The sequence below is a fragment of the Arenimonas terrae genome, from assembly GCF_006265115.1.
GTDB classification, from domain to species: domain Bacteria; phylum Pseudomonadota; class Gammaproteobacteria; order Xanthomonadales; family Xanthomonadaceae; genus Arenimonas; species Arenimonas terrae.
Window position 1 is genome coordinate 615,238 of sequence record NZ_SMDR01000001.1, and the last position, 25,532, is coordinate 640,769.

At 70.4% G+C, this 25,532-nt stretch carries 26 protein-coding genes; 11 read left to right on the top strand and 15 right to left on the bottom strand.

Going from position 1 to position 25,532, the window contains the following annotated elements; genetic code table 11:
• Positions 1-23: 23 nt before the first annotated feature.
• On the top strand, positions 24-773 hold the full coding sequence (locus tag E1B00_RS02920) for an alpha/beta hydrolase (RefSeq protein WP_139445439.1): 750 nt from the start codon (positions 24-26) through the stop codon (positions 771-773).
• 7 nt (positions 774-780) lie between these two features.
• Here E1B00_RS02920 and E1B00_RS02925 read toward each other — a convergent pair whose 3' ends face one another.
• Positions 781-1,263 carry a glutathione peroxidase gene (locus tag E1B00_RS02925; protein ID WP_139445442.1) on the bottom strand — a complete coding sequence of 161 codons (483 nt, stop codon included), beginning with the start codon at positions 1,261-1,263 and terminating at the stop codon, positions 781-783.
• A 60-nt stretch (positions 1,264-1,323) separates the two neighbouring features.
• Between E1B00_RS02925 and E1B00_RS02930 the strand changes: the two genes are divergently transcribed.
• Both E1B00_RS02930 and E1B00_RS02935 read left to right on the top strand, forming a co-directional pair.
• Positions 1,324-1,758 carry a PaaI family thioesterase gene (locus tag E1B00_RS02930; protein WP_139445445.1) on the top strand — a complete coding sequence of 145 codons (435 nt, stop codon included), beginning with the start codon at positions 1,324-1,326 and terminating at the stop codon, positions 1,756-1,758.
• A gap of 81 nt (positions 1,759-1,839) precedes the next feature.
• The gene (locus E1B00_RS02935; protein ID WP_139445447.1) at positions 1,840-4,005 is read left to right on the top strand and encodes a M3 family metallopeptidase; all 2,166 of its coding nucleotides are present in this window, start codon (positions 1,840-1,842) and stop codon (positions 4,003-4,005) included.
• 101 nt (positions 4,006-4,106) lie between these two features.
• Here the strand turns inward: E1B00_RS02935 and E1B00_RS02940 are convergent, their stop codons facing one another.
• The 3 genes from E1B00_RS02940 to E1B00_RS02950 all read right to left on the bottom strand — a co-directional run bounded on the left by E1B00_RS02940 (position 4,107) and on the right by E1B00_RS02950 (position 6,338).
• Positions 4,107-4,550 (bottom strand): PA2169 family four-helix-bundle protein, encoded by a 444-nt coding sequence (locus E1B00_RS02940; protein ID WP_139445450.1) that lies wholly within the window; start codon positions 4,548-4,550, stop codon positions 4,107-4,109.
• 250 nt (positions 4,551-4,800) lie between these two features.
• The gene (locus tag E1B00_RS02945; RefSeq protein ID WP_139445453.1) at positions 4,801-5,286 is read right to left on the bottom strand and encodes an NUDIX hydrolase; all 486 of its coding nucleotides are present in this window, start codon (positions 5,284-5,286) and stop codon (positions 4,801-4,803) included.
• Between the two features lie 8 nt (positions 5,287-5,294).
• Positions 5,295-6,338, bottom strand: a complete 1,044-nt coding sequence (locus E1B00_RS02950; RefSeq protein ID WP_139445456.1) for a diguanylate cyclase — start codon at positions 6,336-6,338, stop codon at positions 5,295-5,297.
• Between the two features lie 122 nt (positions 6,339-6,460).
• On the opposite strand from E1B00_RS02950, the gene E1B00_RS02955 reads away from it, so the two are divergent.
• Complete coding sequence (locus tag E1B00_RS02955) at positions 6,461-7,699, top strand: TIGR03862 family flavoprotein (protein WP_139445459.1); 1,239 nt, start codon at positions 6,461-6,463, stop codon at positions 7,697-7,699.
• A gap of 12 nt (positions 7,700-7,711) precedes the next feature.
• Here the strand turns inward: E1B00_RS02955 and E1B00_RS02960 are convergent, their stop codons facing one another.
• Together E1B00_RS02960 and E1B00_RS02965 are read right to left on the bottom strand one after the other, a co-directional pair.
• Positions 7,712-8,542 (bottom strand): FKBP-type peptidyl-prolyl cis-trans isomerase, encoded by an 831-nt coding sequence (locus E1B00_RS02960; protein ID WP_139445462.1) that lies wholly within the window; start codon positions 8,540-8,542, stop codon positions 7,712-7,714.
• Positions 8,543-8,601: 59 nt separating this feature from the next.
• Positions 8,602-9,315, bottom strand: a complete 714-nt coding sequence (locus tag E1B00_RS02965; protein ID WP_139445465.1) for a pseudouridine synthase — start codon at positions 9,313-9,315, stop codon at positions 8,602-8,604.
• A gap of 274 nt (positions 9,316-9,589) precedes the next feature.
• On the opposite strand from E1B00_RS02965, the gene E1B00_RS02970 reads away from it, so the two are divergent.
• Positions 9,590-9,781, top strand: coding sequence for a hypothetical protein (locus tag E1B00_RS02970; RefSeq protein WP_139445469.1), 192 nt, complete (start codon positions 9,590-9,592; stop codon positions 9,779-9,781).
• Positions 9,782-9,847: 66 nt separating this feature from the next.
• Here E1B00_RS02970 and dbpA read toward each other — a convergent pair whose 3' ends face one another.
• The 4 genes from dbpA to E1B00_RS02990 all read right to left on the bottom strand — a co-directional run bounded on the left by dbpA (position 9,848) and on the right by E1B00_RS02990 (position 13,158).
• Positions 9,848-11,218, bottom strand: a complete 1,371-nt coding sequence (dbpA, locus tag E1B00_RS02975) for an ATP-dependent RNA helicase DbpA (RefSeq protein WP_139445471.1) — start codon at positions 11,216-11,218, stop codon at positions 9,848-9,850.
• 91 nt (positions 11,219-11,309) lie between these two features.
• Complete coding sequence (locus tag E1B00_RS02980) at positions 11,310-11,921, bottom strand: rhomboid family intramembrane serine protease (protein WP_425456429.1); 612 nt, start codon at positions 11,919-11,921, stop codon at positions 11,310-11,312.
• A 39-nt stretch (positions 11,922-11,960) separates the two neighbouring features.
• Complete coding sequence (locus E1B00_RS15520) at positions 11,961-12,461, bottom strand: hypothetical protein (protein ID WP_176693099.1); 501 nt, start codon at positions 12,459-12,461, stop codon at positions 11,961-11,963.
• A 25-nt stretch (positions 12,462-12,486) separates the two neighbouring features.
• Positions 12,487-13,158 (bottom strand): glutathione S-transferase family protein, encoded by a 672-nt coding sequence (locus tag E1B00_RS02990; RefSeq protein WP_139445476.1) that lies wholly within the window; start codon positions 13,156-13,158, stop codon positions 12,487-12,489.
• A 94-nt stretch (positions 13,159-13,252) separates the two neighbouring features.
• On the opposite strand from E1B00_RS02990, the gene E1B00_RS02995 reads away from it, so the two are divergent.
• Positions 13,253-14,461 (top strand): lytic murein transglycosylase, encoded by a 1,209-nt coding sequence (locus E1B00_RS02995; RefSeq protein ID WP_139445478.1) that lies wholly within the window; start codon positions 13,253-13,255, stop codon positions 14,459-14,461.
• 10 nt (positions 14,462-14,471) lie between these two features.
• On the opposite strand, the gene E1B00_RS03000 is transcribed toward E1B00_RS02995, so the two are convergent.
• Positions 14,472-16,421 (bottom strand): OPT family oligopeptide transporter, encoded by a 1,950-nt coding sequence (locus tag E1B00_RS03000; RefSeq protein ID WP_139445481.1) that lies wholly within the window; start codon positions 16,419-16,421, stop codon positions 14,472-14,474.
• A 186-nt stretch (positions 16,422-16,607) separates the two neighbouring features.
• On the opposite strand from E1B00_RS03000, the gene ypfJ reads away from it, so the two are divergent.
• Positions 16,608-17,477, top strand: coding sequence for a KPN_02809 family neutral zinc metallopeptidase (gene ypfJ, locus E1B00_RS03005; RefSeq protein ID WP_139445484.1), 870 nt, complete (start codon positions 16,608-16,610; stop codon positions 17,475-17,477).
• Positions 17,478-17,516: 39 nt separating this feature from the next.
• Here ypfJ and E1B00_RS03010 read toward each other — a convergent pair whose 3' ends face one another.
• From E1B00_RS03010 to E1B00_RS03020, 3 genes are all read right to left on the bottom strand, one after another.
• Positions 17,517-18,416 (bottom strand): acyltransferase, encoded by a 900-nt coding sequence (locus E1B00_RS03010; protein ID WP_139445487.1) that lies wholly within the window; start codon positions 18,414-18,416, stop codon positions 17,517-17,519.
• Between the two features lie 84 nt (positions 18,417-18,500).
• On the bottom strand, positions 18,501-18,995 hold the full coding sequence (locus tag E1B00_RS03015) for a thiol-disulfide oxidoreductase DCC family protein (RefSeq protein ID WP_139445489.1): 495 nt from the start codon (positions 18,993-18,995) through the stop codon (positions 18,501-18,503).
• Positions 18,992-19,555, bottom strand: a complete 564-nt coding sequence (locus E1B00_RS03020; protein WP_139445492.1) for a GbsR/MarR family transcriptional regulator — start codon at positions 19,553-19,555, stop codon at positions 18,992-18,994. Before E1B00_RS03020 ends, E1B00_RS03015 begins: the two co-directional genes overlap by 4 nt.
• A 99-nt stretch (positions 19,556-19,654) precedes the next feature.
• Between E1B00_RS03020 and E1B00_RS03025 the strand changes: the two genes are divergently transcribed.
• The 4 genes from E1B00_RS03025 to E1B00_RS03040 all read left to right on the top strand — a co-directional run bounded on the left by E1B00_RS03025 (position 19,655) and on the right by E1B00_RS03040 (position 23,880).
• Entirely contained in the window at positions 19,655-20,647 is a 993-nt protein-coding gene (locus tag E1B00_RS03025; protein ID WP_139445494.1) for an NAD(P)H-binding protein, read from the top strand.
• A 63-nt stretch (positions 20,648-20,710) separates the two neighbouring features.
• Entirely contained in the window at positions 20,711-21,862 is a 1,152-nt protein-coding gene (locus tag E1B00_RS03030; protein WP_139445497.1) for a carboxylate-amine ligase, read from the top strand.
• On the top strand, positions 21,859-22,659 hold the full coding sequence (locus E1B00_RS03035) for a gamma-glutamyl-gamma-aminobutyrate hydrolase family protein (protein ID WP_139445499.1): 801 nt from the start codon (positions 21,859-21,861) through the stop codon (positions 22,657-22,659). Before E1B00_RS03030 ends, E1B00_RS03035 begins: the two co-directional genes overlap by 4 nt.
• A 54-nt stretch (positions 22,660-22,713) precedes the next feature.
• Positions 22,714-23,880 (top strand): GGDEF domain-containing protein, encoded by a 1,167-nt coding sequence (locus E1B00_RS03040; RefSeq protein WP_139445502.1) that lies wholly within the window; start codon positions 22,714-22,716, stop codon positions 23,878-23,880.
• A 20-nt stretch (positions 23,881-23,900) separates the two neighbouring features.
• Here E1B00_RS03040 and E1B00_RS03045 read toward each other — a convergent pair whose 3' ends face one another.
• Positions 23,901-25,532, bottom strand: a complete 1,632-nt coding sequence (locus E1B00_RS03045) for a POT-type proton-dependent oligopeptide transporter (RefSeq protein ID WP_139445505.1) — start codon at positions 25,530-25,532, stop codon at positions 23,901-23,903.

A 25,532-nucleotide genomic window follows, 5' to 3' on the forward strand; every position in this document is an offset into this window, starting at 1 on the left:
CGCCTGATCCCTGGGGACCGTCGATGCGCCACCTCATTCGAGGAATCCTGCTGTGCGCCTGCCTGTGCCTCGGCGCCTGCATGGGCCTGGGCCGGACCGAAACGACGATCCCCACCGCCCTGATCGCCGCACCGCAGGCCACGGCGCAGCGCGTGCTGGTGGTGGTGCTGCCCGGACGCGGCGACGATCTGGAGGGACTGCGGCGCAGCGGCATCGCCGAGGCGATCCAGGGCGCTTGGCCGGAAGCCGACGTCGAACTGGTGGCGATGACGATGCCCTACTACTTCGAGGGCCGCATGCCGCAACGGCTGCATTCCGAAGTGATCGAGCCCGCCCGGCGCCGCGGTTACGCCGGCATCTGGCTGGCTGGCGCTTCGATGGGCGGCATGGGCACCCTGCTCTACGAGCGCCAGTACCCGGGCCAGCTCGATGGCCTGGTGCTGATGGCGCCCTACCTGGGCGACCGCGGACTGATCCGCGAGATCGCGGCGAAAGGACTGAAGAACTGGTCCCCGGGCGCCGAGCCTGTAGCGATCGATGCCGGCAACTACCAGCGCGAGGTCTGGCGCGACGTGCAGGCCTGGTCCGGCAGCGGCCGCTCGAAGCGCGCCTGGCTGGCCTATGGCGACGCGGACCGGCTGGCGCGGGCGATGCCCGCCCTGCGCCCGGCCCTGGTCGCCGACCAGGTGCTGGTGCGCCCCGGCGGCCACGCCTGGGTGGTGTGGTCGCCGGCGGCCGGCGAAATCTTCGCGCGCATCCGCGCGGCGCGCTGATCCGGGCTCAGCCCAAGACCGCGGCCAGATCCTTCTCGATCTTCTCCGGCGTGTCGGTCGGCGCGTAGCGCTTGAGCACCTGCCCATCGCGCCCGACCAGGAACTTGGTGAAGTTCCATTTGATGCCTTCCATGCCCAGCAGGCCGGCCTTCTCCGACTTGAGCCACTTGTACAGCGGGTGGGCCTTGGCGCCGTTGACCTCGATCTTGGAGAACATCGGGAAGCTCACGTCGTAGGTCAGCGAGCAGAAGTTCTTGATCTCCTCCTCGTCGCCCGGCTCCTGGTGGCCGAACTGGTCGCAGGGGAAGCCCAGCACCACCAGGCCCTTGTCCTGGTATTTGCGCCAGAGCTTCTCCAGGCCGGTGTACTGCGGCGTGAAGCCGCACTTGGAGGCGGTGTTGACCACCAGCATGGCCTTGCCGCGGTACGCGTCCAGCGACAGGTCGGTGCCCTCGAGGGTCTTGGCGGAAAAATCGTAGGCGGTGGTCATGGCGTGCTCCGGTTCGCAGGGCTTAGCCTTAAGGGTACGCCCCCGACACCCGGACCCGCCATGCCCGTTCCCGCCCGCGACCTCACCGACCTGCTCAAACAGCGCCTGCCCGCCGGGCTGCAGCTGCCGCCGCCCTGCCTCACCGCCATGCAGGCCGAACCGTTGGAGTACGAGGAGGGCCAGTGGCTGAGCATGCGCTTCCCGGTGCTGCCCAGCTACCAGAACCCGCTGGGCTACATGCAGGGCGGCTTCATCGTGGCGGCTTTGGACAACACCCTGGGGCCGTTCTCGTATCTGATCGCCCCGCCCAGCGTCACCGGCCACCTGGCGATCGAGTACCTGCGGCCGGTGACGCCCGGCACCTCCTACATCGACTGCATCGCGCGCCTGGTGCAGCGCACCTCGCGCAGCCTCTACCTGGCGGCCGAGGTCCGCAATCCGGAGGGCAAGGTGATGGCGCTGTGCCAGTCGACCTGCCAGATCCTGCCTGCCTGACCCCTGCCTTTCGTCATACGTGGCGCGGCGGCGGCATGGGGTAGGCTTCGGGGGTTCCCACGATGCCCGCAAGGAAAACCCATGAACCGTCGCAAGCTTTCCCTCGCCCTGGCCGCCGCCCTCAGCGTCGCGGTGCCCACCCTGGCGCTCGCCGCCGAACCCGCGCCGCAGGCCGCCACGCCCGTGTCCCAGAATCCCTTCTTCGCCGCCAGCACCCTGCCCTACCAGGCCCCGCCCTTCGACCTGATCAAGGACGAGCACTACGCCCCCGCGCTGGAAAAGGGCATGGCGGAGCAGCGCGCCGAAATCGACGCGATCGCCGCCAACCCGGAAGCGCCCAGCTTCGAGAACACCATCGTCGCGCTGGAAAAGACCGGCGCCCTGCTCAACCGCACCGCCGCGGTGTTCGGCAACCTCGCCGGCGCCCACACCAACCCGGCGATCCAGAAGGTGCAGGCCGAGATGGCGCCGAAGTTCGCCGCCCACCAGGACGCGATCCTGCTCGACGGCAAGCTCTTCGCCCGCATCAAGTCCCTGTACGACGGCCGCGACAAGCTGGGCCTCGACGCCGAGAGCCTGCGCCTGCTCGAGCGCTACCACGTCGACTTCGTGCGCGCCGGCGCCAACCTCTCGGACGCCGACAAGGAAAAGCTCAAGGCGATGAACTCCGAGCTGGCCACCCTGGCCACGACCTTCAGCCAGAACGTGCTCAAGGAAGTGAACGCCTCGGGCGTGCTGGTCGACGACGTCAAGCGCCTGGACGGCCTGTCGGCCGACGCCATCACCGCCGCCGCCGAGGCCGCCAAGGCCGCCGGCAAGGACGGCCAGTACCTGATCGCCCTGATGAACACCAGCGGCCAGCCGCCGCTGACCTCGCTGACCGACCGCGCGCTGCGCAAGCAGATCATGGAAGCCTCGCTGACCCGCGGCAGCCGCGGCGGCGAGTTCGACAACCGCGCCATCGTCGCGCGCGTGGCGAAACTGCGCGCCGAACGCGCCGCCCTGCTCGGTTACGCCAACCACGCCGCCTACATCCTCGAGGACGAGACCGCCGGCAGCGTCGGCGCCGTCAACAAGCTGATGGGCGACATGGCGCCGGCCGCCGTCGCCAACGCCCGCCGCGAGGCCGCCGAGATGCAGGCGATCATCGATGCCGAGAAGGGCGGCTTCCAGCTTGAGGCCGCCGACTGGGCCTTCTACGCCGAGAAGGTGCGCCAGCAGAAGTACGACTTCGACGAGTCGCAGCTGCGCCCCTACTTCGAAATCAACAACGTGCTGGAGAAGGGCGTGTTCTACGCCGCCAACCAGCTCTACGGCCTGAGCTTCAAGGAGCGCAAGGATCTGCCGGTCTACCAGGCCGACGTGCGCGTCTGGGAAGTCTTCGAGGCCGACGGCAAGCCGCTGGGCCTGTTCTACGGCGACTTCTACGCCCGATCGAGCAAGCGCGGCGGTGCGTGGATGAACGCCTACGTGCCGCAGAACGGCATCACCGGCACCCAGCCGGTGGTCGCCAACCACCTCAACATCCCCAAGCCCGCCGCCGGCCAGCCGACCCTGCTGACCTTCGACGAGGTCACCACCATGTTCCATGAGTTCGGCCACGCGCTGCACGGCCTGTTCTCGAACGTGAAGTACCCGCAGTTCTCCGGCACCTCGGTGCCGCGCGACTTCGTCGAATACCCGTCGCAGGTGAACGAGATGTGGGCCACCTGGCCGTCGATCCTGGCCAACTACGCCAAGCACCACCAGACCGGCGAAGCCATCCCGCAGGCGCTGCTGGACAAGGTGCTGGCCGCCGAGCAGTACGGCCAGGGCCATGCCACCACCGAATACCTGGCCGCAGCGATGCTCGACCAGAAGTGGCACCAGCTCACCGCCAATGAAGTGCCGACCGATACGCTGGCCTTCGAGGCGGCGTCGCTCAAGGCGATCGGCCTGGACTACGCGCCGGTGCCGCCGCGTTACCGCAGCACCTACTTCTCGCACATCATGGGCGGCTACTCGGCGGGCTATTACGCCTACCTGTGGTCGGAAGTGCTGGACGCCGAGTCGGTGGAGTGGTTCAAGGAGAACGGCGGCCTCAAGCGCGAGAACGGCGACCATTTCCGCCGCACCCTGCTCTCGCGCGGCGGCAGCGTCGACGCGATGCAGCTGTTCCGCGACTTCCGCGGCCGCGATCCGCAGGTCGGCCCGCTGCTCAAGCGCCGCGGCCTGGAGGCTCCGGCCACCACCGCCTCGAACGACTGATCACCGGCCAAGAAAAAACCGCCCGGGGCGACCCGGGCGGTTTTTTTGTGCGCCGGTTCCGCGGGGACGAGGATCCCTCGGAACGCGGCGCCTACAGGGACTCAGGCCGAACGCTGGCAGGCGCGCAGTTCCTTGTTCAGGACCTCGGCCTTGCTGACGTACTGCTTGGCCAGCACGCGGACGACGAAGCTGTGGTCGCGGTCGAGCACGACCTTCTGGAAGGTGAGCTGCAGCTGGCCTTCGACTTCGGCCATGCGGCTGTAGCGCTCGGCGGCGGCATCGGGCCACTGCTTGCGCAGGCCGGCGTAGGCCTTGCTCAGTTCGCCCAGGGTGCTCTCGGCCTTCTTGCCGGACTTCTTCTTGCCGGCGACCGGCTTCACTTCGCCAGAGAGCTCCGCCGCCAACTCCGACTTGGCCTTGGCCAGGCGGGTGAACAGCGTGCTGAGCTTTTTATCCTTCACCTTCTGCGCCGCTTCTTCGTAGAACGCGATCCCGTCCTCGCTGATCTCGATCAGATCGGACAGGCTGTTCGTGGTATCGGTCATGCGGCGCTCCTTGGCGTGGGGTAAGGGCAGCGCGTTCGTCCCGCTGCCCAAGCCAGGCGGCGGAGGGCCCCGGAGTGCGGGGCGAGACGATCGCGAAGGAAAGCGAACCGTGGAAAGCCCATGGGGGCGTTACGGCCCGTGAAGGATACGTTCCACGGCGTGAAAATTCGGTTATCCGGGCTTTCAGAAAAGCGATTGAAACGAACAATTGAATCGCTTATCGGCACATTTCCCGACTTTTAGCCGAACTTCACCGCGAATACGCCCAGGATTGCATGCGCCCCTCGCGATAGGGCATCACCCCGTGGAACGGCCGAGGGTCGCCGTCGAAGACCAATGGCAGGAAATGCCGGTCGCCTTCCCAAAGCGGCAGCTGGTCGAGCCGGGCGATTTCGACCCATTCCAGCTCACCCTCTTCGTTGCGGGCCGGCGCCTCGCCGCGGTGGCGGTCGATCAGGAACAGGAAGCCCAGCCAGTCCTCGCCGTGCTTGCCGAAACCCGGCCAGCTGATCGTGCCGCGCAGCTGCATCGACTCGCAGACCAGGCCGGATTCTTCGTGGATCTCGCGCCGCATCCCGCTCATCACGTCTTCGTCCGGCTCGAGCTTCCCGCCCAGACCGTTGTATTTGCCCAGGTGGTGGTCGCCCGGCCGCGCGTTGCGGTGGACCATCAGGCAGCGGCGGCGATCGGGCGACAGCACGTAGCCGAGGGTGGCGACGATGGGCGTATAGGGCATCGGGGATCTCAGTCGGAAGCGCCGTCGCGGCCGGCGGCCTTGGCGCGGTAGAGGGCGGCGTCGGCCGCGGCGATCCAGGCGGCCGTGTCGGCCATGTCGGCCCGGGCCAGCGCGTAGCCGATGCTGACGGTGAAAGGTACGACGGCGCCCGCTTCGGCGGCGCGCCGGCGCACGTACTGCAGCAGGCGGCGCGCGGTCTGGGCGGCGCCTTCGGGGCCGGTGTCGGGCAGCACCACGCCGAACTCGTCGCCGCCGTAGCGGCCGGCCGTGTCCACCTCGCGCAGGCAGGCGCGCAGTTCGGAGGCGAAGGATTTGAGCACCTCGTCGCCGACCAGGTGCCCGTGCTGGTCGTTGATCGGCTTGAAGTGGTCGATGTCGATCATCATCAGCACCGCCGGCCGGCCGTGGCGCCGGTGCCGGCGCAGCTCCTGCGCGGCCGACTCCTCCCAGTGCAGGCGATTGGGCAGGCCGGTCAGGCCGTCGATGCGGTTGAAGGCCTGCAGGTGCCGGTTCTGGCGCACCACCTGCTGGCCCAGGCGCCAGGTGACCAGGCTCAGGGCCAGCGGATACGACACCAGGAACGGAATCGATGCCAGCACGTTCAAGGTGGTCGGTTCGGGGCGGAACGGGAAGCCCAGCAGGGTCCAGGTGAGCACGAAGACGACGCCCATGCCGATCCAGGACCGGAACAGCAGCGGCCAGCCGCCGGCGGCGACCTTGTCGATGCTCAGCATCGTCAGGATCAGCACCGAGGTCAGCAGGTTGAGCTGCATCGCCGCGATCCAGGCGCCGCCGCAGGCCGAATCGATCAGCAGGTTGCGCAGCTCGGCGCGCGCCGGGTCGCGGCTGTTGCGGGCGACCTGGTAGGCCAGGTGCGGCCAGAGCCAGCAGTTGCCGACCAGCAGCAGCCACACCACCGCCGGCACGTCGATCGGTGCCAGCGCGCTGCCGACGCAGAAGCTGCCCAGGCCCAGGCCGAGCACGCGCATCGGGTAGATGCGCCGGGCGAAACGAAGTCCGTTCTCGCGGTCCAGCGGTTGGGCTTCGGGCATCGGCGATCGGCTCGCGTTGGCGGCGGTGGCTCAGGATCGGGCCGATGCCGCAGGGCCGCAAGTCCACGAAAGTCGCGCCGATCACCGGACGATGCCGGGCCCGCAGCGACTAGAATTGCCGCATGCCCACTCCTTCCCTGCCCGGCCTGGCCATCGTCGGCGGCGGTCCCGCCGGCCTGATGGCCGCGGAAACCGCGCGCGCCGCCGGCCATGCCGTCGACCTGTTCGAGGCCAAGGGCTCGGTCGGGCGCAAGTTCCTGATCGCCGGCAAGGGCGGACTCAACCTCACCCACAGCGACCCGCCCGGTCTGTTCGCCAGCCGCTACGGCGAACGCCACGACCAGGTCGCGCGTTGGCTGCACGATTTCGATGCGGACGCACTGCGCGCATGGGCCGCCGGGCTCGGCGTCGAAACCTTCGTCGGCAGTTCGGGCCGCGTGTTTCCGTCCGACCTCAAGGCGGCGCCGCTGCTGCGCGGCTGGGTGCGCCGGCTGCGCGAACAGGGCGTGCGTTTCCACGTGCTGCACCGCTGGACCGGCTTCGACGCCGACGGCGCGCTGCGTTTCGACACGCCCGAGGGCGAGGCCCGTTTCCAGGCGCGCGCGACGGTGCTGGCCATGGGCGGCGGCAGCTGGCCGGAGCTGGGCTCGGACGGCGCCTGGGTCGCGCCGCTGGCGCAGGCCGGCGTCGACATCGCGCCGCTGCAGCCGGCCAACTGCGGCTTCGACGTCGGCTGGAGCGAGCACTTCGCCCAGCGCTTCGCCGGCGCGCCGATCAAGCCGGTGCGCTTGGCCATCGACGGCGTGCCGACGCTCGCCTGGCGCCAGGGCGAGTGCGTGGCGACCGCCACCGGCCTGGAAGGCAGTCTGGTGTACGCCCTGTCGGCCGCGCTGCGCGAGCGGCTGCGCGCACACGGCGAAGTGACCCTGCGCCTGGACCTCGCGCCGGGTCGCGACGAGGCGCGCCTGTTCGCGGACCTGTCGCGGCCACGCAAGGGCCGCAGCCTGGGCGAACACCTGCGCCGCAGCACCGGTATCGAGGGCGTCAAGGCCGGCCTGCTGCGCGAGGTGCTGGACAAGGCGACGCTGGAGGACCCGGCGCGGCTCGCCGCCGCCCTCAAGTCCCTGCCCGTGCGCCTGCTGCGGCCACGGCCGATCGCCGAGGCGATCAGCAGTGCCGGCGGCGTGCGCCTGGAATCGCTCGACGAGGGCCTGATGCTGCGCGACCGCCCGGGGCTGTTCTGCGCCGGTGAAATGCTCGACTGGGAGGCGCCGACCGGCGGTTATCTGCTCACCGCCTGTTTCGCCAGCGGCTACCGGGCGGGGCGCGCCGCGGCCGGGTGGCTCGCGCGGCCCGCCTGAGCCAGGCCGCCCTCAGGGCGGGCTGTTGCTGAAATCGTAGAGCGTGATGTCGAACACCAGCATGCCCTTGGGCGAGCTGTTGCCGGGCTGGGTGTCGTAGGCCAGGTGGCCGGGGATCCAGAACCGGAAGCTGTCGCCCCGCGCCATCAGCGGCACGCCTTCCTGCCAGCCCGGGATCAGGTGCTGCAGCGGCAGGCTCGCGCGCTCGCCGCGGGTGATCGAACTGTCGAACAGGCGCCCCTGGCCGTCCCAGCCGCTGTAGTCGATGACGACGGTGCTGCTGCGGGTCGGGCGTTCGCCGCCCGGGCCCTTCTTCAGGATCTTGTAGGCCAGGCCGCTGGAGGTGCGCAGGGCGTCGGCCGGTGGCGTGAGCTGGTCGGGGGTCTGCACCGGGCTCTTTTCGCCCAGCACGGTCAGGTCGATCACGTGTGGCAGCGCCGGCATGCCCGCGTAGCCGGGCAGCAGGCGCTCGGCGACGATCCACCAGCGGCGCGTCTCGCCCACCGGCGTGCTGAGGATGGCGCGGGCCAGGCCCGGCTGTTCGGCGCCAAGGCGGCGGACCGAGCCGACCACCGGGCCCGATTCGCGCGAGTTGGCGCGGGTGATGCCGTCGGCGCTCCAGACGTCGGCGCGGTATTCGATGAATTCGCCGCGCGCCATGCGGTTGGGGTCGGCACCGGCCTTGAGCACGACGTAGGCCATACCGCTCGCGGTTTCGACGGCGTTGGCCGGCGGCGCCTGCAGCGGCTTCGGGGCCGGAAGCGGCGCCACGGCGTGGGCGGCGGCGGACAGAACGCCGGCGAGGATCAGGGCCGGCAGCCCGAGGGCCAGGCGCGTATGCATGCGGAAACTCCGGAACGGGATCGGATTCGGGTGGCGCGATTCTAGCGGATGGACCGGGCTCACCAGTCGCTGCGGCCGGGCAGCAGGCCGCGCAGTTCGAGCTCGGTGAGGTTGCGCCAGCGGCCGGGCTTGAGCTCGGCCAGCTTGACGTTGGCGATGCGCACGCGGCGCAGTTGGGTGACGCGATAGCCGAAGGCCGCCGACATCAGTCGGATCTGCCGGTTCAGGCCCTGGGTGAGCACGATCGAGAACCCGAACTTGGCGATCCTGCGGGTGCGGCACGGCAGGGTCATCTCGCCGTGGATGCGCACGCCCTTGGCCATGCCGCGCAGGAATTCGTCGGTCACCGGCTGGTTCACGCCGACCAGGTATTCCTTCTCCTTGTGGTTCTCGGCGCGCAGGATCTCGTTGACGATGTCGCCGTTGCTGGTCAGCAGGATCAGGCCCTCGGAATCCTTGTCCAGGCGCCCGATCGGGAAGATGCGCTGCTCGTGGCCGACGAAGTCGACGATGTTGCCCTTGACGGCCGTGTCGGTGGTGCAGGTGATCCCGACCGGTTTGTTCAGCGCGATGTAGACGTGCCGGCGGGCGCCGGGTTTGGCGGCACGCGCCTTCAGGACCTGCCCGTCGATGCGGACCTCGTCGCCCTCGGCGACCTGGGTGCCGATGCCGGCGGGCAGGCCGTTGACGGTGACCCGGCGCTCGGCCACCAGGCGGTCGGCCTCGCGGCGGGAGCAGTAGCCGGAATCGCTGATGTGCTTGTTCAATCGCATGGAATGGGGCCCGCGGGGTGCCGCGGCGCGTCAGAAGTGGCGCGAATGCTGTCATGGCCCGCCGGCCAAGTCACCCGCGCGGCCGTGCGGGCTTGTGGGCCGGCGGGTTCCCGACCCGAAGATCTTGTGCCATGGTGCCCACCCCTGTGACCGGGTTCGCACAATCGGGCCGTTGGTCGCAATGTCGTCCTGCCCTTTGAAGGGCTGGCATGGAATATGCAGCGCTACTCCCGAGAGCCGCATCCACGCCAACGCAAGCACGGGAGTAGAGAACATGGGCATCGTCATCCCCTTCCCCACCAAGCAGGTCATGGACGACGAGCTGGCCATCCAGCTCTGGGAGCTGGTCATGGCCGGCGAGATCGGCAGCGCCGAATACCGCCGCCTGGACGCCGAAATCAACCGCCGCAAGGCGATGTCGGCGCCGCGCCGCGAACCGGTGCGCGCAGGCAGCCCCTGGCGCTGAGCCGATGTTCGCCACCACCGCCAGCCGCTGGGCCCGCCGGGGCCGGTTCCTCGGGCGTTCGCGGCGTCAGCCCAGCTTCCGCACCCGGAAGCTGCGGCCCTTGATCTTTCCGGCCCGCAGCCTGTCCAGGGCCCTGTTGGCCTGGCTGCGCTCGATCGCCACGTAAGTCCGGGTCGCGAAGCCGTCGATCTTGCCGATCGCGGTCGCCGGCAGGCCGGCCTCGCCGGTCAGCGCACCCACGACGTCGCCCGGGCGCAGCTTGTCCTGCCTGCCGGCGTCGATCACCAGGGTCACCATCGCCGCCGGGGCCGGCCGGCCCGGCCGGCGCGACAGGTCGATGCGCTCCCAGCGCACGGCCTTGCCCAGCTTCTCCTCGATGCCCACTACCCGCCCCCGTTCGGCCGAGGCCACCAGGGCCAGGGCCAGGCCGTCCTCGCCCGCCCGGCCGGTGCGGCCGATTCGGTGCGTGTGGGTGTCGGCGTCGCTGGCCAGGCCGTAGCTGATCACCAGCGGCAGGTCCTTGATGTCCAGGCCGCGCGCGGCGACGTCGGTGGCCACCAGCACCGCGCAACTGCGGTTGGCGAAACACACCAGCACCTCGTCGCGCTCGCGCTGCTCGAGGTCGCCGTGCAGCGCCTGCACGGCGAAACCGCGCTGGGCCAGGTCCTCGGCCACGTCGGCGACGTCGCGACGGGTATTGCAGAACACCAGGGCCGATTCCGGCGCCAGGTCGGCCAGCAGCAGGGCCAGAGCATCGGACTTGCGCGGCGCCTCGACCTCGTAGAAGCGCTGCTCGATCGCCCCGCCCTCGCCGTCGGCGACGGTGTGCTCTTCCGGGTCGCGCTGGAAACGCCGGCCCAGCGCACGGATCTCTTCCGGGAACGTGGCCGAAAACAGCAGGGTCTGCCGGTCTTTCGGCGCCTGCGAAAGGATGCCGGCGATCGCCGCCTCGAAGCCCATGTCGAGCATGCGGTCGGCTTCGTCCAGCACCACCGTGCGCAGCTGCGCCAGCGGCAGCGCGCCTTCGTCGATCAGTTCCTGGATGCGGCCGGGCGTACCCACCACCACATGCGGCAGATGCGTCAGCGAGGCCAGGTGCGGCCGCAGCGGCACGCCGCCGCAGAACACCGAGACCTTGAGATTGGGCAGGAAGCGCGCGAGCCGGCGGATTTCCTTCCCGACCTGGTCGGCCAGTTCGCGGGTCGGGCACAGCACCAGGGACTGCACGGCGGTCTGGGCCAGGTCGAGCTTCGACAGCAGGCCCAGGCCGAAGGCCGCGGTCTTGCCGCTGCCGGTGCGGGCCTGTGCGATGACGTCGCGGCCGGCCAGGATCGGCGGCAGGCTGGCGGCCTGCACCGGGGTCATCTGGCTGTAGTCGAGCACGCCCAGGGCCTGGTGCAGCTCCGGGGCCAGCGGAAGTTTCGAGAATTCGGTCATGCGGCATTCTCGCATGGCCGGGCTGGAGCCCCGGCTCAGCGGCCGCGATCCCGCAGTGCCGGGCCCTTGCGCGAGCCCGGCCCGGCCCGTTTCAGCCGCCGATGTTGCCCAGCTCGGCCAGGAAGTGGCCGATCACCTTGGGCTCCATCAGTACGGTGAACAGCACACCGTAGGCGGCGCCCGAAAGATGCGCGTTGTGGTTGATGCGGTCGCCGCCGCGGTGGTTCATGTAGACCGAATAACCGGTATAGGCCACCGCGAACAGGATTGCCGGCACCGGGATGAAATACAGATATATCGTTTCCCAGGGTCGCAGCAGGATGAAGGCGAACAGTACCGCCGACACGCCGCCCGAGGCGCCCAGGGTCATGTACTTGGGATCGTGGCGGTGCTTGAGGTAGCTCGGCAGCGCCGACACCACCAGGGCCGAGGTGTAGAACGCCAGGAACCCCAGCGGCCCGAGGTAGTCGGCGTAGAAGCCCTCCATCACCCGGCCGAAAAAATACAGGGTCACCATGTTCATCAGCAGGTGCATGAAATCGGCATGCACCAGGCCGTAGCCGATGAAGCGGTGGTACTGGTGGTCGCGCGTTACGGCAGGCGGCCACAGCACCAGGGCCTGGAGCATCGCCGGCCGGCTGAAGGCCAGCCAGGACACCAGGGCGGTGACGGCGACGATGGCGATCGTGTAGCTGAATTGCATGGGCATCCCTTCCTCGGTGACTTCTCTGTGGCGCCCGCGTCAGCCCGACTGCATCGGCATGCGCTTGCCGTCGCGGGTGACGATTTCGCACTCGCGGGTCCAGGCCGGCTGTTCGCCGGTCCCGCCGCTCATCCGGCCTTCGGCCTGTGCGCGGAACTCCGCGGCGAGACCGGCCCGTCCTTCGACGGACAGTTTGCACTCCATGCGCATCTCGCCGGGCATGGTCTGCGAGTAGGCGCAGGCACCGTCGGTCTCGCCGGCGATGGCGTGGTCGATCACGAAGCCGCGGACGAAGGGATGCGGCCCCTGGTGCGTGGCGGCGCGGCAGCCGACGAGGGCTTCGGCGAAGGCGCGTTCGGCCCCGCCGCCGGCGGGTGCCGCCGATGCAGCCGGTGTTGCCGGTGTTGCCGGTGTGGCGGTTTCGGCGGCCGGCGCAGGCGCGGCGCTGGCGGCGGCAGCGGGCTCGACCGGGGCCGCGGGCGGGGTTGCGCCGGCGACGGCGGCCGCGAGAGTCAGGGTCAGGCAGGTGGCGAGCTTCATGGCGATTCCTCCGGGGACTGGGGACTCACTTCATCAGCGTGTAGGGTCCGCCCTTTTCCAACGCGCGCTGGTAGGCGGGACGGCCGTGGATGCGCTCGAGAAACGCCATCAGGCGCGGCCGGCTGGCGTCGAGCCCGCCGCGTGCGGCCGCGGCCTCGATTGGGAAACTCATCTGGATGTCGGCCGCGCCGAACTGCTCGCCGGCGAACCAGGTCGACTTGCCCAGCTCGGCCTCCATGAAATCCAGGTGCAGGCGGATCTGCGGCGAGACGAAGTCGCCCATCACCTTGTCGGCGATGGCGCGAGCGATGGGTTTGACGAAAAACGGCGCCGGCGCGCTGCGCACCTTCGAGAACACCAGGCTCATCAGCAGCGGCGGCATCGCCGAGCCTTCGGCGTAGTGCATCCAGTAGCGGTGCCGCAGGCGTTCGGGCGTGCCGGCGGCTGGAAGCAGGCGGCCTTCGCCGTAGGTTTCGGCCAGGTATTCGACGATCGCCCCGGATTCGGCCAGAACCAGGCCGTCGTCGTCGATCACCGGCGACTTGCCCAGCGGATGCACGGCGCGCAGCTCCGGCGGCGCCAGCATGGTCCTGGGATCGCGCTCGTAGCGTTTGACCGCGTAGGGCAGCCCCAACTCCTCGAGCAGCCAGAGCACGCGCTGCGAGCGGGAGTTGTTGAGATGGTGGACGGTGATCATCGTCGGGGGCGCCGGGTGTGCGGGAAGCCGCAGCATAGCGCGGGCCGCCCGAAGGCCGGGGACGATTCAGCCTGCGGCTGGCACAGTGGCCGCCATGCGCACCCTGACCGCTTCCCTGCTGTTCGCCGCCGCGCTGCCCGCGGCCCTGCCCGCCCAGGGCGCCGACCTCGACGCCTGCCTCGCGAGGCTGCGGCCCCAGGCCCGCGCCAGCGGCATCCACGGCCCGGTCTACGACCGCTACACCGCGGGGCTGTCCAGCGACCCCAGCGTGCTGGAATCGCTCGACTACCAGCCCGAATTCCGCACGCCGATCTGGGACTACCTCGCCGGCCTGGTGGACGCCGAGCGGGTCGAGGACGGCAAGGCGCGCCTGGCGGAACATGCCGCCACCCTGGCCCGGGTCGAACAGCAGTACGGCGTCGATGCCGCCACCGTCGTCGCGGTCTGGGGCGTGGAGAGCAACTTCGGGCGCACCTTCGGCAAGAAGCCGCTGCTGCAGTCGCTGGCGACGCTGTCCTGCGCCGGTCGCCGCCAGGAGTTCTTCCGCGGCGAACTGTTCGCGACCATCCGGCTGCTGCAGTCCGGCGACCTGCGCGCCGAAGGCCTGGTCGGCTCCTGGGCCGGCGCCTTCGGCCACACCCAGTTCATGCCCTCGACCTATGCGCGCATCGCCGTGGACGGCGACGGCGACGGCCGCCGCGACCTCGTCGGCAGCATTCCCGACGCCCTGGCCTCGACCGCCAACTACCTCAAGCGCAGCGGCTGGCAGAGCGGCCGGCCCTGGGGCCACGAAGTGATCCTGCCCAAGGGCTATGCCCCGGCCGTGAGCGGCCGGCAGGCGCGGCGGCCGCTGTCGGCCTGGCTTGCGGACGGCCTGGTGCGCGCCGACGGCGGTGCCCTGGAGTCATCCGATGCGCCGACCGCCCTGCTGCTGCCCGCCGGCAAGTCGGGCCCGGCCTTCCTGGTCTTCCGCAACTACGACGCGATCTTTTCCTACAACGCCGCCGAGAGTTACGCGCTGGCGATCTCTCTGCTCTCGGACCGGCTGCGCGGCCACGAGGGGCTGAAGGCCGCCTGGCCCACCGACGACCCGGGCCTGACCCGCGCCCAGCGCCGCGAGCTGCAGCAGCTGCTGCTCGACCGCGGCCACGACATCGGCGAGGTGGACGGCATGATCGGCGCGAAATCGCGCGAGGCGATAGCGAAGGAACAGGCCCGCCTGGGCCGCATGGCCGACGGCCGCGCCGGCCTGGCCATCCTCACCGCCCTGAAGCACGGGGCGGCCGCGGACGGCCGCCCCTGAGTCCCGCGAGTCAGTCGACCTTGACGGCCGGACGCGTCGAGACGCGGTAGAGCCACCAGCCGACCACGGCCAACACGACCAGGCCGCCGATCTCGCCGACGTTGTACGCGTCGGCCATCGCGATGGCGTCGGGCTTGCCGGTGGCCACGATCGGAATCGCGATCAGGATGCCCATCAGCGCCTCGCCGGTGATCAGGCCGGCCGCGAACAGCGTGCCCGGGCGATGGATGCGGTCGCGGGCGTCGTCGTCGTTCGGGTCGATCTTGTGCCAGCGCTCGACCAGCCAGGAGATCAGGCCGCCGATGAAGATCGGCACCATCAGCTCCAGCGGCAGGTAAATGCCGATCGCCGCGGCCAGCACCGGCACGCGGAACTTGGCCTTGCGCGCCTTGAGGATCTCGTCGATGACGATGATCAGCGCGCCGACGCCGGCGCCGACCGCGATCATGCCCCAGGGCAGGTCGCCGCCGAACATGCCACGCGCCACCGAGGCCATCAGGGTGGCCTGCGGTGCCGCCAGCGAGTTGGGCTTGTCGGCGGTGGGCGCGCCGATGCCGTAGGCCTCGGCCAGCAGGTTCAGCACCGGGGCCATGATCAGGGCGCAGGAGAAGGCGCCGATGCCGAGCATCAGCTGCTGCTTCCAGGGCGTGGCGCCGACGATGTAGCCGGCCTTGAGGTCCTGCAGGTTGTCGCCGCCGACCGCCGCCGCGCAGCAGACCACCGCGCCGATCATGATCGCGGCCACGGCGCCGATCTTGGAGTCGCCGCCGAGCAGGAACCACAGCACCACCGAGGCGAACAGGATGGTGGCGATGGTGATGCCCGACACCGGGTTGTTCGAGGAACCGACCAGGCCGGCCAGGTAACCCGACACCGACACGAAGACGAAGCCGGCGACGATCATGATGATGGTCATCGGGATCGACACGCTCCACTGCTGCACCACCGCCTGGTAGAGCATCAGCAGCGGGATCACGAACAGCACCAGCGAGAACAGCATCCACTTCATCGGCAGGTCGCGCTCGGTCTCGGCGACGACGGTGCCCTTGGCCTGGCGGGCCGCGGCGATGCCGCTCTTGATGCCCGAAAGCAGCGAGTTGCGCAGCGTGAACAGGGTCCACATGCCGCCGATCAGCATCGCGCCCACGCCCAGGTAGCGGATCTGGGTGCCCCAGATCGCCCAGGCGGCCTCTTCGGCGCCGGCGTCTGCCAGCGACACCGACAGCACCGGATCCGCCGCCAGGAAGAAAGCGTGGTAGATCGGGATCGCGATGTGCCAGGACAGGATCGAGCCCGAGACCACGACGATGCCGACGTTGAGGCCGACGATGTAGCCCACGCCGAGCAGCGCCGGCGACAGGTTGGTGCCGATGTAGCCGAGGTACTTGCCGAAGAAGGTCGAACCGGCGGCGGTGTCGGGGATCAGGCGCAGGCCGCTCTGGGCGCCCAGCTTCACCAGCGCACCGAGCGAGGCGGCGACGCCGAGGATCTTCAGGCCCGGGCCCGGGTTCTCGCCGGCCTTGAGCACTTCGGCGGCGGCCTTGCCTTCGGGGAACGGCAGCGGCTCCTCCACGATCATCGAGCGGCGCAGCGGCACCGAGAACAGCACGCCCAGCAGGCCGCCGAGGCCGGCGATGGCCAGCACCCAGGAATACTGGAAGGTCTGCCAGTGGCCCAGGATGATCAGGGCGGGAATGGTGAAAATCACGCCCGCGGCGATCGAGCTGCCGGCCGAGGCGCCGGTCTGCACGATGTTGTTCTCCAGGATCGAGCCGCCGCCCAGCAGGCGCAGCACGCCCATGGACACCACGGCCGCCGGGATCGCGGTGGCGATGGTCAGGCCGGCGAACAGGCCCAGGTAGGTATTCGCCGCGGCCAGGATCACGGCCAGGATGACCGAGAGCAGGATGGCGCGGAAGGTCAGCTGCGGCACGGGCGCAGCGGCGGGCGTGGCATTCATTCGGGTCGGGACCGGGTGGACAGGACGGCCGACTGTACCCGGGCGCGCGGCCTCGCGACAAACGTCCGGGCGCCCGGCGGCCACGGACTGGCGCGTCCGGGCGTCCGTGCGCCGTGCCCTGCCGGGGTCGCGCGGCCCCCGGTTTCGGGCAACAATCCCGGCCACCCCCCACCGCGGAGCAGACCCATGAAATGGCGCAGCGCACGACGCAGCAGCAACGTGGAAGACCGGCGCGGCATGGCGGGCCCGGGCGGCGGCGGCATGAAGCTCGGCCTGGGTGGCGTCGCCATCGTGGTGGTGATCGGCATGCTGATGGGCAAGAACCCGCTCGAGATGCTGGGCCTGATCGCCCAGGTGCAGCAACAGGCGCCGGCGGGCCCTAGCGGCCCGGCGACGGCGCCACCGGTGGACGACGAGGCCTCGCAGTTCGTCGCCAGCATCCTGGGCGAAACCGAAGACGTGTGGAGCGCGGTGTTCCAGGCCAGCGGCCAGCGTTATCCGCCGGCGCAGCTGGTGCTGTTCAGCGGCAGCGTGCAGTCGGCCTGCGGCGGCGCCACGGCGGCGGTCGGCCCCTTCTACTGCCCGGGCGACCAGAAGGTCTACATCGACCTGAGCTTCTTCCAGCAGATGCGCGACCGGCTGGGCGGCGGCGGCGATTTCGCCGAGGCCTACGTGATCGCGCACGAGGTCGGCCACCACATCCAGACGCTTACCGGCGTGTCGGCCAAGGTCAATCAGATCCGCCAGCGCGGCGGCAACGTCGAGGGCGCCGAAGGCCCGCTGGTGCGTCAGGAACTGCAGGCCGACTGTTACGCCGGCCTGTGGGCGCACCACGCGCAGAAGCGCCACGCCTGGCTCGAACCCGGCGACCTGGAGGAAGCGCTCAACACCGCCACCGCGATCGGCGACGACACCCTGCAGCGCCAGGGCCAGGGCCAGGTCGTGCCGGATTCGTTCACCCACGGCAGTGCGCAGCAGCGTGTGCGCTGGTTCCGTATCGGTTTCGAGGGCGGCGACTACCGGCAGTGCGACACCTTCGGCGCCGGCCAGCTCTGAGCTCGATTTTCCTCCCCTGTCCGCAGGGGAAGGAGCCGATCAGGACCGCGGCGAGTTCCAGTCGTCCAGCTTCGCGTCCTTGTCCAGCCACATCTGGTTGATCCAGGCCTGGAAGCGGACGCGGTAGGCGCGGTCGGTTTCGTAGTCGCCGCCGGCGAAACCTCCGGGGATCGCGCGTTCGCGCACGTGCACGCGCACCACGCCGATGCGGTCGGAGAACAGGTCGGCCAGGGTCGGGGTGCCGACGTCGTAATGCAGGGTCACGTCGAGCACCGAGCCGATCGCCTCGCCCATGGCGCCGACGACGAAGGCGACGCCGCCCGCCTTGGGCTTGAGCAGGTGCCGGAACGGCGAGGCCTGGCGCGCATGTTTGGCCGGCGTGAAGCGCGTGCCCTCGACGAAGTTCATCACCGACACCGGGATGTGCCGGAACTTCTCGCAGGCCCGGCGGGTGGCGGCGACGTCGCGCCCGGCCAGTTCGGGGCGCCGGGCCAGCTGCTGGCGCGAGTAGCGCTTCATGAAGGGGAAATCCAGCGCCCACCAGGCCAGGCCCAGCAGCGGCACCCAGAACAGCTGGCTCTTGAGGAAGAAGCGAAGCAGCGGAATGCGCCGGTTGAACACCTTCTGCAGCACCGGGATGTCGACCCAGCTCTGGTGGTTGGCCAGCACCAGGTAGTGGCCGCCGTAGCGCAGGCCCTCGAGGCCTTCGACGATGAAACGCGTGCGGGTGAAGGCGTCGATCATGCGGCTGTTGAAGCCGATCCAGCTTTCGGCGATCAGCATCAGCGCGCGGTCGAAGCGCCGGCGCAGGGCCGCGACCGGCAGCACGGCCTTCAGCAGGGCCACGACCAGCAGGACCGGCACGTGCAGCACCGTGCTCGTGAGCACCAGTACGGCGGCGAGCGCGGCGCGCAGGCCGCGGGGCAGTCGGAACAGCATTTCAGGCGCCTCGACGGCCGGGGTGCGGGGGCATGGAATCCTCTTTCGTTCGCGTCGTGGCCGACAGCCTAACAAGGGCCGGTTTCAGGCGGGCGTCGACGGCCCCGGTGGCGGTGTCTCCGGCACCGCGCAGACGCCCGCGGCGCAGGCGCCGGCACGGCGCTGGGCGCGGGCGGCGGCGCGGCGCACCAGGGCGCCGTAAAGGCGGTTCAGGCGCAGCCGCGACAGCGGTTGGCGGAAGCGGGCCACCCACGGATAGAGCCGGTCCCAGAGCGGACGCAGGCGCGGATGGCCCCACACCGCCGCGATGCCGGCCAGGCCGGCGGCGCCGTAGGCCAGCTCGAACACCTCGACGCCACGGTACCAGCGGCCCTCGCGGTCGCGGGCGTGGATCAGCTGCATCAGGGCCGCGTGCCCGATGCCGGCGGCGCGGGTGTGCTCGTCCTCGAAGGACGCCGGCGAGGCGTCCACCAGCCGCAGCCGCGCCTGGACGTCGTGCGCGATCAGCGCGTGCATCTCTTCGCGGCACAGCGGGCAGGACGCGTCGTAGTAGATGACCAGCGGCCAGGCGGCGCTCATTTGCCGTCTCCGTCGCGCAGCAGCTTCTGGATGCGGCTGCCGAGCTTCATCACCTTCATCAGGGTGGCGGGCTCCAGGCGCAGCATTTCTTCGCCCCAGGACGAAAGCGCGGTCATCAGGGCCAGGGTGTCCTGCATGCGCTGGCGGGCGCCGGCGTCCTCCGCGGCGAAGCCGGGGTCGGCGCTGAGCTCGCGCAGCATCGCCACGGTGGGGTCGAACTCGCGCGCCTTGCGCTCGCGCACGACGGTGCGGAACAGCTCCCACACGTCCTTCGAGGTCTCGAAATGGTCGCGGCGCTCGCCGACCTTGTGCGACACCCGCACCAGCTTGAGGTTGATCAGTTCGCGCAGGCTGTTGCTGACGTTGGAGCGCGCGACGACCAGGGTGCCGGCGATCTCCTCGGCGTCCATCGGCCGCCCGGACAGGAACAGCAGCGCGTGGACCTGGGCGACCGTACGGTTCACGCCCCAGCGCGAGCCCATCTCGCCCCAGTGCAGCACGAAGCGGCGGCTCAGCGGGCTCAGCGGGTCGACGGCATAGGGGGCGGCTTCGACGCTCATTGGGGCGGACTCCTTTGCCGGAACCCCGGCTTGCCAAGAGGCTAGTTCCGCCATATATTTCTGTCAAGACAGAAATTACTGTCACTAAAGGGGCGAATAATGAACGGAACCCGCCTTCCCGCCGAAATGCCCCCCGGCCCCGCGCCGGCCGGCCCCCGCGTGCTCGTGCTCGGCGGCGCCGGCTTCATCGGCCGCCATGCCGTCGCCGCCCTGCTCGCCCGCGGTCTGCCGGTGGAGATCGGCAGCCGGCATCCCGACCGGGTCGCCCACCGCCTGCCGCCCGAGGCCCGTTTCTGCCCGCGCCGCCGCGCCCATTTCGAGGACCTGCTGGCGCCCGAGGACTGGATCACCTTATTGACCGACATCGACGTGGTGGTGAACTGCGTCGGCATCCTGCGCCAGCGCGGCCGCGAGACCTACGACCGCGTCCACCACCGCGCGCCCGCGGCCCTGGCCGAAGCCTGCCGCCGCCGCGGCCTGCGTCTGGTGCACGTGTCGGCACTCGGGCTCGAGGCGCCGGCGCGCAGCGGCTTCCTGCGCTCCAAGCGCGACGGCGAAGCGGCCCTGCGCCGCAGCGGCGCCAACGCCTGCATCGTCCGGCCCTCACTGCTCGACGCGGAGACCGGCGGCTATGGCGCCCTGTGGCTGCGGCGCGTGGCGCGCTGGCCGGTGCACGCCCTGCCCGCCGACGCCACCGGCCGCATCGCCGCCCTGGACGTGCGCGACCTGGGCGACGCCCTCGCCGTGCTGGCGCAGCGCGCGCTGCTGGCGCCGGCCGGCGAACCCGCCGAGATCGAACTCGGCGGCGAACAGGCGCTGCCGCTGCGCGATTACCTGGCGCAGCTGCGGCGCCTGCACAGCGCGCGCGCCGCGCTGGTGCTGCCCATCCCGGGCTGGCTCGCGCGCCTGGGCAGCCACGCCTGCGACCTGCTGCACGTGACGCCGTTTTCGTTCGGCCACTGGGAGCTGCTCAGGCGCGACAACTGCCCGCGCGTGAACCAGCTGCCGCAGCTGCTCGGCCGACCGCCCCGCCCCATCGGCGCAGCCGCGGCGTCGCCGGCATTCGCGCCCGCACCGGCACCGGTGGCCTGAAACGCGCTTCACGCCAGAGACAGACAGCGGTGGGTACGGTCGGGCAAGGCCCTGAGGAATGCCATGCCCGCCGCGCACGCCGATTTCGACTACACCTTCGGCCTGGAGGAAGAGTTCTTCCTGGTCAGTGCCGACACGCATCGCCTGATGCCGCGCATGCCCGCGGGGCTGATCAAGCGTGCGCGCGAAGCGCTGGGCGAATCGGTCGCGCAGGAAATGCTGCAGTCTCAGCTCGAGATCTCCTCGCCCGTCTTCCACACCGCTGCCGAAGCGCGCGAACGAATGCACGCGCTGCGCCATGCCCTGGCCGGCGTCGTGCAGGGCTCGGGGCTGCGCCTTCTCTCGGCCGGCACGCACCCGCTGGCCGCCTGGCGGCTGCAGCACGGTACCTCGCGCCGGCACTACCAGCGCCTGGTCGACGATTTCCAGATCATCGCGCGCCGCAACCTGGTCTGCGGCCTGCACGTGCACGTCGCGGTACCGCCGGGCGTGGACCGCGTGCAGCTGATGAACCGGGTGATGCCCTGGCTGCCGCTGTTCCTGGCGCTGTCCACCTCGTCCCCGTTCTGGGGCCGGCAGCGCACCGGCCTGCTGAGCTACCGGCAGGCGCTGTACGACGAATGGCCGCGCACCGGCATCCCGGACTTTTTCGACGACCAGGACCAGTACGACGCCTTCGCCGAGCTGCTGCGCCGGAACAACGCGATCAAGACCGCCGGTTCGCTCTGGTGGGGCATCCGCCCGGCCCTGGACTACCCGACGCTGGAGCTGCGCATCGCCGACGCCTGCACGCGCCTGCGCGACAGCCTGGCCATCGCCCAGCTGTTCCGCTGCCTGGTGCGTTTCCTCGTGCAACACCCCGACCATGGCGGCGAACGCAGCGCCATCACCCGCCGCGTGATCGACGAGAACCGCTGGCGCGCCAAGCGCTTCGGGCTGGGCGCGCGCTTCATCGCCGAAAGCGGCGGCCCGGCCGAGCCCGCGCCCGACGCCCTCGCCCGCCTGCGCCGGGATTGCGCCGAAGACGCCGACGCGCTGCAATGCGGCGGCGACCTCGCGGCGCTGGACGCGCTGCTGGCCGAAGGCACCAGCGCCGACGTGCAGCTGGCGATCTACGACCGCCGCCGCGAGTCGGGCGACAGCCACCTGCAGGCCCTGGTCCCCGTGCTCGACTGGCTGCTGGCCACCACCCTGGAGCCGCCCGACCTGCCATGAAACCGCGCCGCGCCCCGCTGATCGGCCTGTCCCCGCGCCTGATGCGCAACCTGCCGCCCCCCTACGGCCTGCAGGGCAAAACCCTGCAGTACCTGGAACAGTCGGTGGCGCACTGGGTGATGACCGCCGGCGCCATCGCCGTGATGATCCCGACCGTCGACCGCCACGGCGAAGTGGACGAAGACGACATCGCGATCGACGACTACGTGCTCGCGCTCGATGGCCTGATCCTGCAGGGCGGCGCCGACATCGATCCGGTCGCCTACGGCGAGGCGCCGCATGCGCTGCTGCAGGCAACGGACCCGCAGCGCGACCGCTTCGAGCTGGCCCTGCTGCGCGCCTTCGTGGACGCCGGAAAGCCGGTGCTGGGCATCTGCCGCGGCATGCAGCTGATCAATGTCGCTTTCGGCGGCAGCCTGCACCAGGACCTGGTCGCCACCGGCACCACGGCCGCGGCCCACGCCTCCGGCCGCTACGACGAACACAGCCACGCGCTCACGATCGCACCCGGCAGCTGGCTCGCCGGCCTGTATCCGGGCGCGGGGCCGCATGCGGTCAACTCGATCCACCACCAGGGTGTGCACCGGCTCGGCGACGGGCTCTGCATCGACGCCTGGTCCGAGGACGGCGTGACCGAATGCATCCGCGCCACCGGCCCGGGCTTCGTGGTCGGCGTGCAATGGCACCCGGAGTTCCACGACGCGCGGTTCCCTGAACTGATGTCCGGCGCGCCCCTGCTTTCGGCCTTCCTGGACGCCGCCCGCCTGCGCCGCGACCCGTCCTCACAGGGCCCCTGACGGCGGCGTGCTAGCCTTGCCCCGCATTTTGCGGCGCTTCCGGGGGAGCCCGCCTTGAACCTAGATCCGTTCGCCAGCGCCCTGATCGCCCTGCTCGCCTCCGCGGCGATGTCGGCGGGCCTGTTTGCGGCCGCCGTCCGGCAGCCCGAGGAACTGGCGCGGCCGCAGCGCATCTGGGCCCGCGCCATCGTGCTGGCGCCCGCCGGCTGGCTGCTGCTGGAGTGGGCGCAGGACCTGCCCTCGCTGGCCGTGCCCGGCAAAACCCTGATCGTCGCGTCGTTCGTCGAATACCTGCGCGCCCTGCTCGCCAGCCGCGGCCGCATGCCCGATTCGCCCTGGTTCGCGGCGCCGGTCTGCCTGGTGGCGGTGGCCAGCGCGATCATGCTGTTCACCCAGCCCGGCCTGCCGATGCGCACCGGCATGCTGTCGCTGCTCTGCGCCGGCATCGCCGCCAGCACGGCCGTCGTCGCACTGCACGGCGGCCGCACTCGGCGCGGCGGCAACGCCGGCATCGTCGCCATCGCCTTCCTGCTCTGCGCCGGGGTGATGGCCGCGCGCGGCCTGCTGCTGTTCATGCCCGAGGGCAGCGCCGCGCGCACCTGGATCGACCAGCCCTGGGTCGAGACGCTGATGCTCGGCGGCGCGATGCTGGCGCCGGCGGTGGCCAGCCTGGGCTTCGTGCTGATGGGCAGCGAGCGCCTGCTCGAACGCCTGGAGGGCATCGCCAGCACCGACAGCCTGACCGGCCTGCTCACCCGCCACGCCTTCCTGCAGCGCGCCGAGGCCCTGCTGGCGGCCCCGGGCTACCGCGGCGCCGCGCTGCTCGTGCTCGACCTCGACCACTTCAAGCAGATCAACGACGGCCATGGCCACGACACCGGCGACCAGGCGCTGCGGCTGGTCGCCGGCGCGATGCGCCAACAGCTGCGGGCGGGCGACCTGCTCGGACGACATGGCGGCGAGGAGTTCACGGTGTTCCTGCCCAGCACCGGCGCCGCCGAAGCCGAAGTGCTGGCCGAGACCCTGCGCGCCGCCGTCAGCCACATCGGCCTGCTCGCAGACGGCGAAGCGCTGCATCTGAAGGTGTCGATCGGCCTGTCGGTGCTGGGCCCGGACGAGCGCGACCTCGGCGGCCTGCTCAAGCGGGCCGACGAGGCCATGTATGCCGCCAAGCGCGGCGGCCGCGACCAGGTGCGGGTGCATCCGGGGGGCCAGGCCTAGGGCCCGGCCCGCCGCGGGGTTTATGCGACGCGGTAGTGGTCCATCACCCGGTACCGCCGCGCGTAGAGCGCGAACGCCAGTGCCGCCACGAAGGCGAAGCCGGCGAAGAAGAACATCAGGAAGGCGTTTTCGGTCCAGCCCTGGGTGGTGATCCAGGCGATCACGCCGGGGTCGCGCACGGTGGCATTGGTCAGCAGCACCCACAGCCCGCCGAAGGTGCTGGTGAGGTACCAGAAGGCCATGATCACGCCCTTCATCGCCATCGGCGCCTGGCTGTAGGCGAACTCCAGCGCGGTGGCCGAAACCAGCACTTCACCGAAGGTAAGCAGCAGGTAAGGCAGTGTCTGCCAGGCCAGCGACACCTGCTGGCCATCGTCCAGCCACAGCTGGAGCACGCCGGCGATCACCCACGACACCGCCGAGATCGCGATGCCCCAGCCCATGCGCCGCAGCGCGGTCACGCGGAAGCCCATGCGCGTCAGCAGCGGGTACAGCACGAGGTTGTTGAACGGGATCAGCAGCATGACCATCAGCGGGTTGAGCGCCTGCATCTGGGTCGCGTCCTTCACCAGCCAGCTCGGCCACCACCACAGTTCGTGCGGGATCGTCATGGCCTTGCCCTGGATCACCCAGGTCGAGGCCTTCTGGTCGAACAGCGACCAGAACGGCGTCACCAGCGCGAACACGATCAGGATGCGCAGCACGGCGCGCACGCCGTCGATCGCCGCGTCCGGGTGCCGGCCGCGCGCGCGGTCGAGCTGCACCGAGGCACCGAAGCCGACGCCGGCGATGATCGCCCCCAGCGACAGGCAGGCCGTGATGACGAAGCCCCAGGCCTCCGGCCACAGCGCGACGCCGGCGAACTTCAGCGCCCACAGCGCCAGCATCAGCGCCGCCAGCACGAAGCTGCCGCCGGCGATCAGGGTGCCGACGCCGACGCCGTTGCCCAGCAGGGCGCTGCGCACGACGTTGAGGAAGGAGTCCGGGTCGGTGCCGCGCGAGGGCGGCACGTTGACGTACTGCTTGCGGCCCGCCCAGAAGATCACCGTGGCGATGAACATCAGGATGCCGGGAATGCCGAAGGCCCAGGCCGGACCCCAACTGCGCAGCACCAGCGGCATCAGCAGCGAGGCGAAGAAGGAGCCGAAGTTGATGATCCAGTAGAAGGCGTCGAAGACCAGCTTGGCCTTGTGCTTGTTGCTCTGGTCGAACTGGTCGCCGCAGAACGTCACCACCAGGGGCTTGATGCCGCCTGATCCCAATGCGATCAGGAACAGGCCCGTATAGAAGCCGGCCGCATTGGACTCGAACATCGCCAGGCAGGCGTGGCCGGCGCAGTAGACCAGCGAGAACCACAGGACGGTGTTGTACTTGCCGAAGTAGCGGTCCGACAGCCAGCCGCCGAGCAGCGGGAAGAAGTACACGCCGATCACGAAGCTGTGGAACAGGTCCTTGGCCGCGCCCTCGCGCGAGGCCTGGTCCGGCAGGTAGGCCAGCAGCACCGAACTGATCAGGAACGGCACCAGGATGTTGCGCATGCCGTAGAAGCTGAAGCGCTCGCAGGCCTCGTTGCCGATGATGTAGGGGATCTGCCGCGGCAGCGGCGCGTTGGGATCGGCGGTGGCGGCGGCCGGGGTGGCGGCAACGGTCAT

Coding starts and splice junctions, on each gene's coding strand:
- E1B00_RS02920 (WP_139445439.1), top strand. CDS start 24: ATGCGCCACCTCATTCGAGGAATCCTGCTGTGCGCCTGCCTGTGCCTC.
- E1B00_RS02925 (WP_139445442.1), bottom strand. CDS start 1,263: ATGACCACCGCCTACGATTTTTCCGCCAAGACCCTCGAGGGCACCGAC.
- E1B00_RS02930 (WP_139445445.1), top strand. CDS start 1,324: ATGCCCGTTCCCGCCCGCGACCTCACCGACCTGCTCAAACAGCGCCTG.
- E1B00_RS02935 (WP_139445447.1), top strand. CDS start 1,840: ATGAACCGTCGCAAGCTTTCCCTCGCCCTGGCCGCCGCCCTCAGCGTC.
- E1B00_RS02940 (WP_139445450.1), bottom strand. CDS start 4,550: ATGACCGATACCACGAACAGCCTGTCCGATCTGATCGAGATCAGCGAG.
- E1B00_RS02945 (WP_139445453.1), bottom strand. CDS start 5,286: ATGCCCTATACGCCCATCGTCGCCACCCTCGGCTACGTGCTGTCGCCC.
- E1B00_RS02950 (WP_139445456.1), bottom strand. CDS start 6,338: ATGCCCGAAGCCCAACCGCTGGACCGCGAGAACGGACTTCGTTTCGCC.
- E1B00_RS02955 (WP_139445459.1), top strand. CDS start 6,461: ATGCCCACTCCTTCCCTGCCCGGCCTGGCCATCGTCGGCGGCGGTCCC.
- E1B00_RS02960 (WP_139445462.1), bottom strand. CDS start 8,542: ATGCATACGCGCCTGGCCCTCGGGCTGCCGGCCCTGATCCTCGCCGGC.
- E1B00_RS02965 (WP_139445465.1), bottom strand. CDS start 9,315: ATGCGATTGAACAAGCACATCAGCGATTCCGGCTACTGCTCCCGCCGC.
- E1B00_RS02970 (WP_139445469.1), top strand. CDS start 9,590: ATGGGCATCGTCATCCCCTTCCCCACCAAGCAGGTCATGGACGACGAG.
- dbpA (WP_139445471.1), bottom strand. CDS start 11,218: ATGACCGAATTCTCGAAACTTCCGCTGGCCCCGGAGCTGCACCAGGCC.
- E1B00_RS02980 (WP_425456429.1), bottom strand. CDS start 11,921: ATGCAATTCAGCTACACGATCGCCATCGTCGCCGTCACCGCCCTGGTG.
- E1B00_RS15520 (WP_176693099.1), bottom strand. CDS start 12,461: ATGAAGCTCGCCACCTGCCTGACCCTGACTCTCGCGGCCGCCGTCGCC.
- E1B00_RS02990 (WP_139445476.1), bottom strand. CDS start 13,158: ATGATCACCGTCCACCATCTCAACAACTCCCGCTCGCAGCGCGTGCTC.
- E1B00_RS02995 (WP_139445478.1), top strand. CDS start 13,253: ATGCGCACCCTGACCGCTTCCCTGCTGTTCGCCGCCGCGCTGCCCGCG.
- E1B00_RS03000 (WP_139445481.1), bottom strand. CDS start 16,421: ATGAATGCCACGCCCGCCGCTGCGCCCGTGCCGCAGCTGACCTTCCGC.
- ypfJ (WP_139445484.1), top strand. CDS start 16,608: ATGAAATGGCGCAGCGCACGACGCAGCAGCAACGTGGAAGACCGGCGC.
- E1B00_RS03010 (WP_139445487.1), bottom strand. CDS start 18,416: ATGCTGTTCCGACTGCCCCGCGGCCTGCGCGCCGCGCTCGCCGCCGTA.
- E1B00_RS03015 (WP_139445489.1), bottom strand. CDS start 18,995: ATGAGCGCCGCCTGGCCGCTGGTCATCTACTACGACGCGTCCTGCCCG.
- E1B00_RS03020 (WP_139445492.1), bottom strand. CDS start 19,555: ATGAGCGTCGAAGCCGCCCCCTATGCCGTCGACCCGCTGAGCCCGCTG.
- E1B00_RS03025 (WP_139445494.1), top strand. CDS start 19,655: ATGAACGGAACCCGCCTTCCCGCCGAAATGCCCCCCGGCCCCGCGCCG.
- E1B00_RS03030 (WP_139445497.1), top strand. CDS start 20,711: ATGCCCGCCGCGCACGCCGATTTCGACTACACCTTCGGCCTGGAGGAA.
- E1B00_RS03035 (WP_139445499.1), top strand. CDS start 21,859: ATGAAACCGCGCCGCGCCCCGCTGATCGGCCTGTCCCCGCGCCTGATG.
- E1B00_RS03045 (WP_139445505.1), bottom strand. CDS start 25,532: ATGACCGTTGCCGCCACCCCGGCCGCCGCCACCGCCGATCCCAACGCG.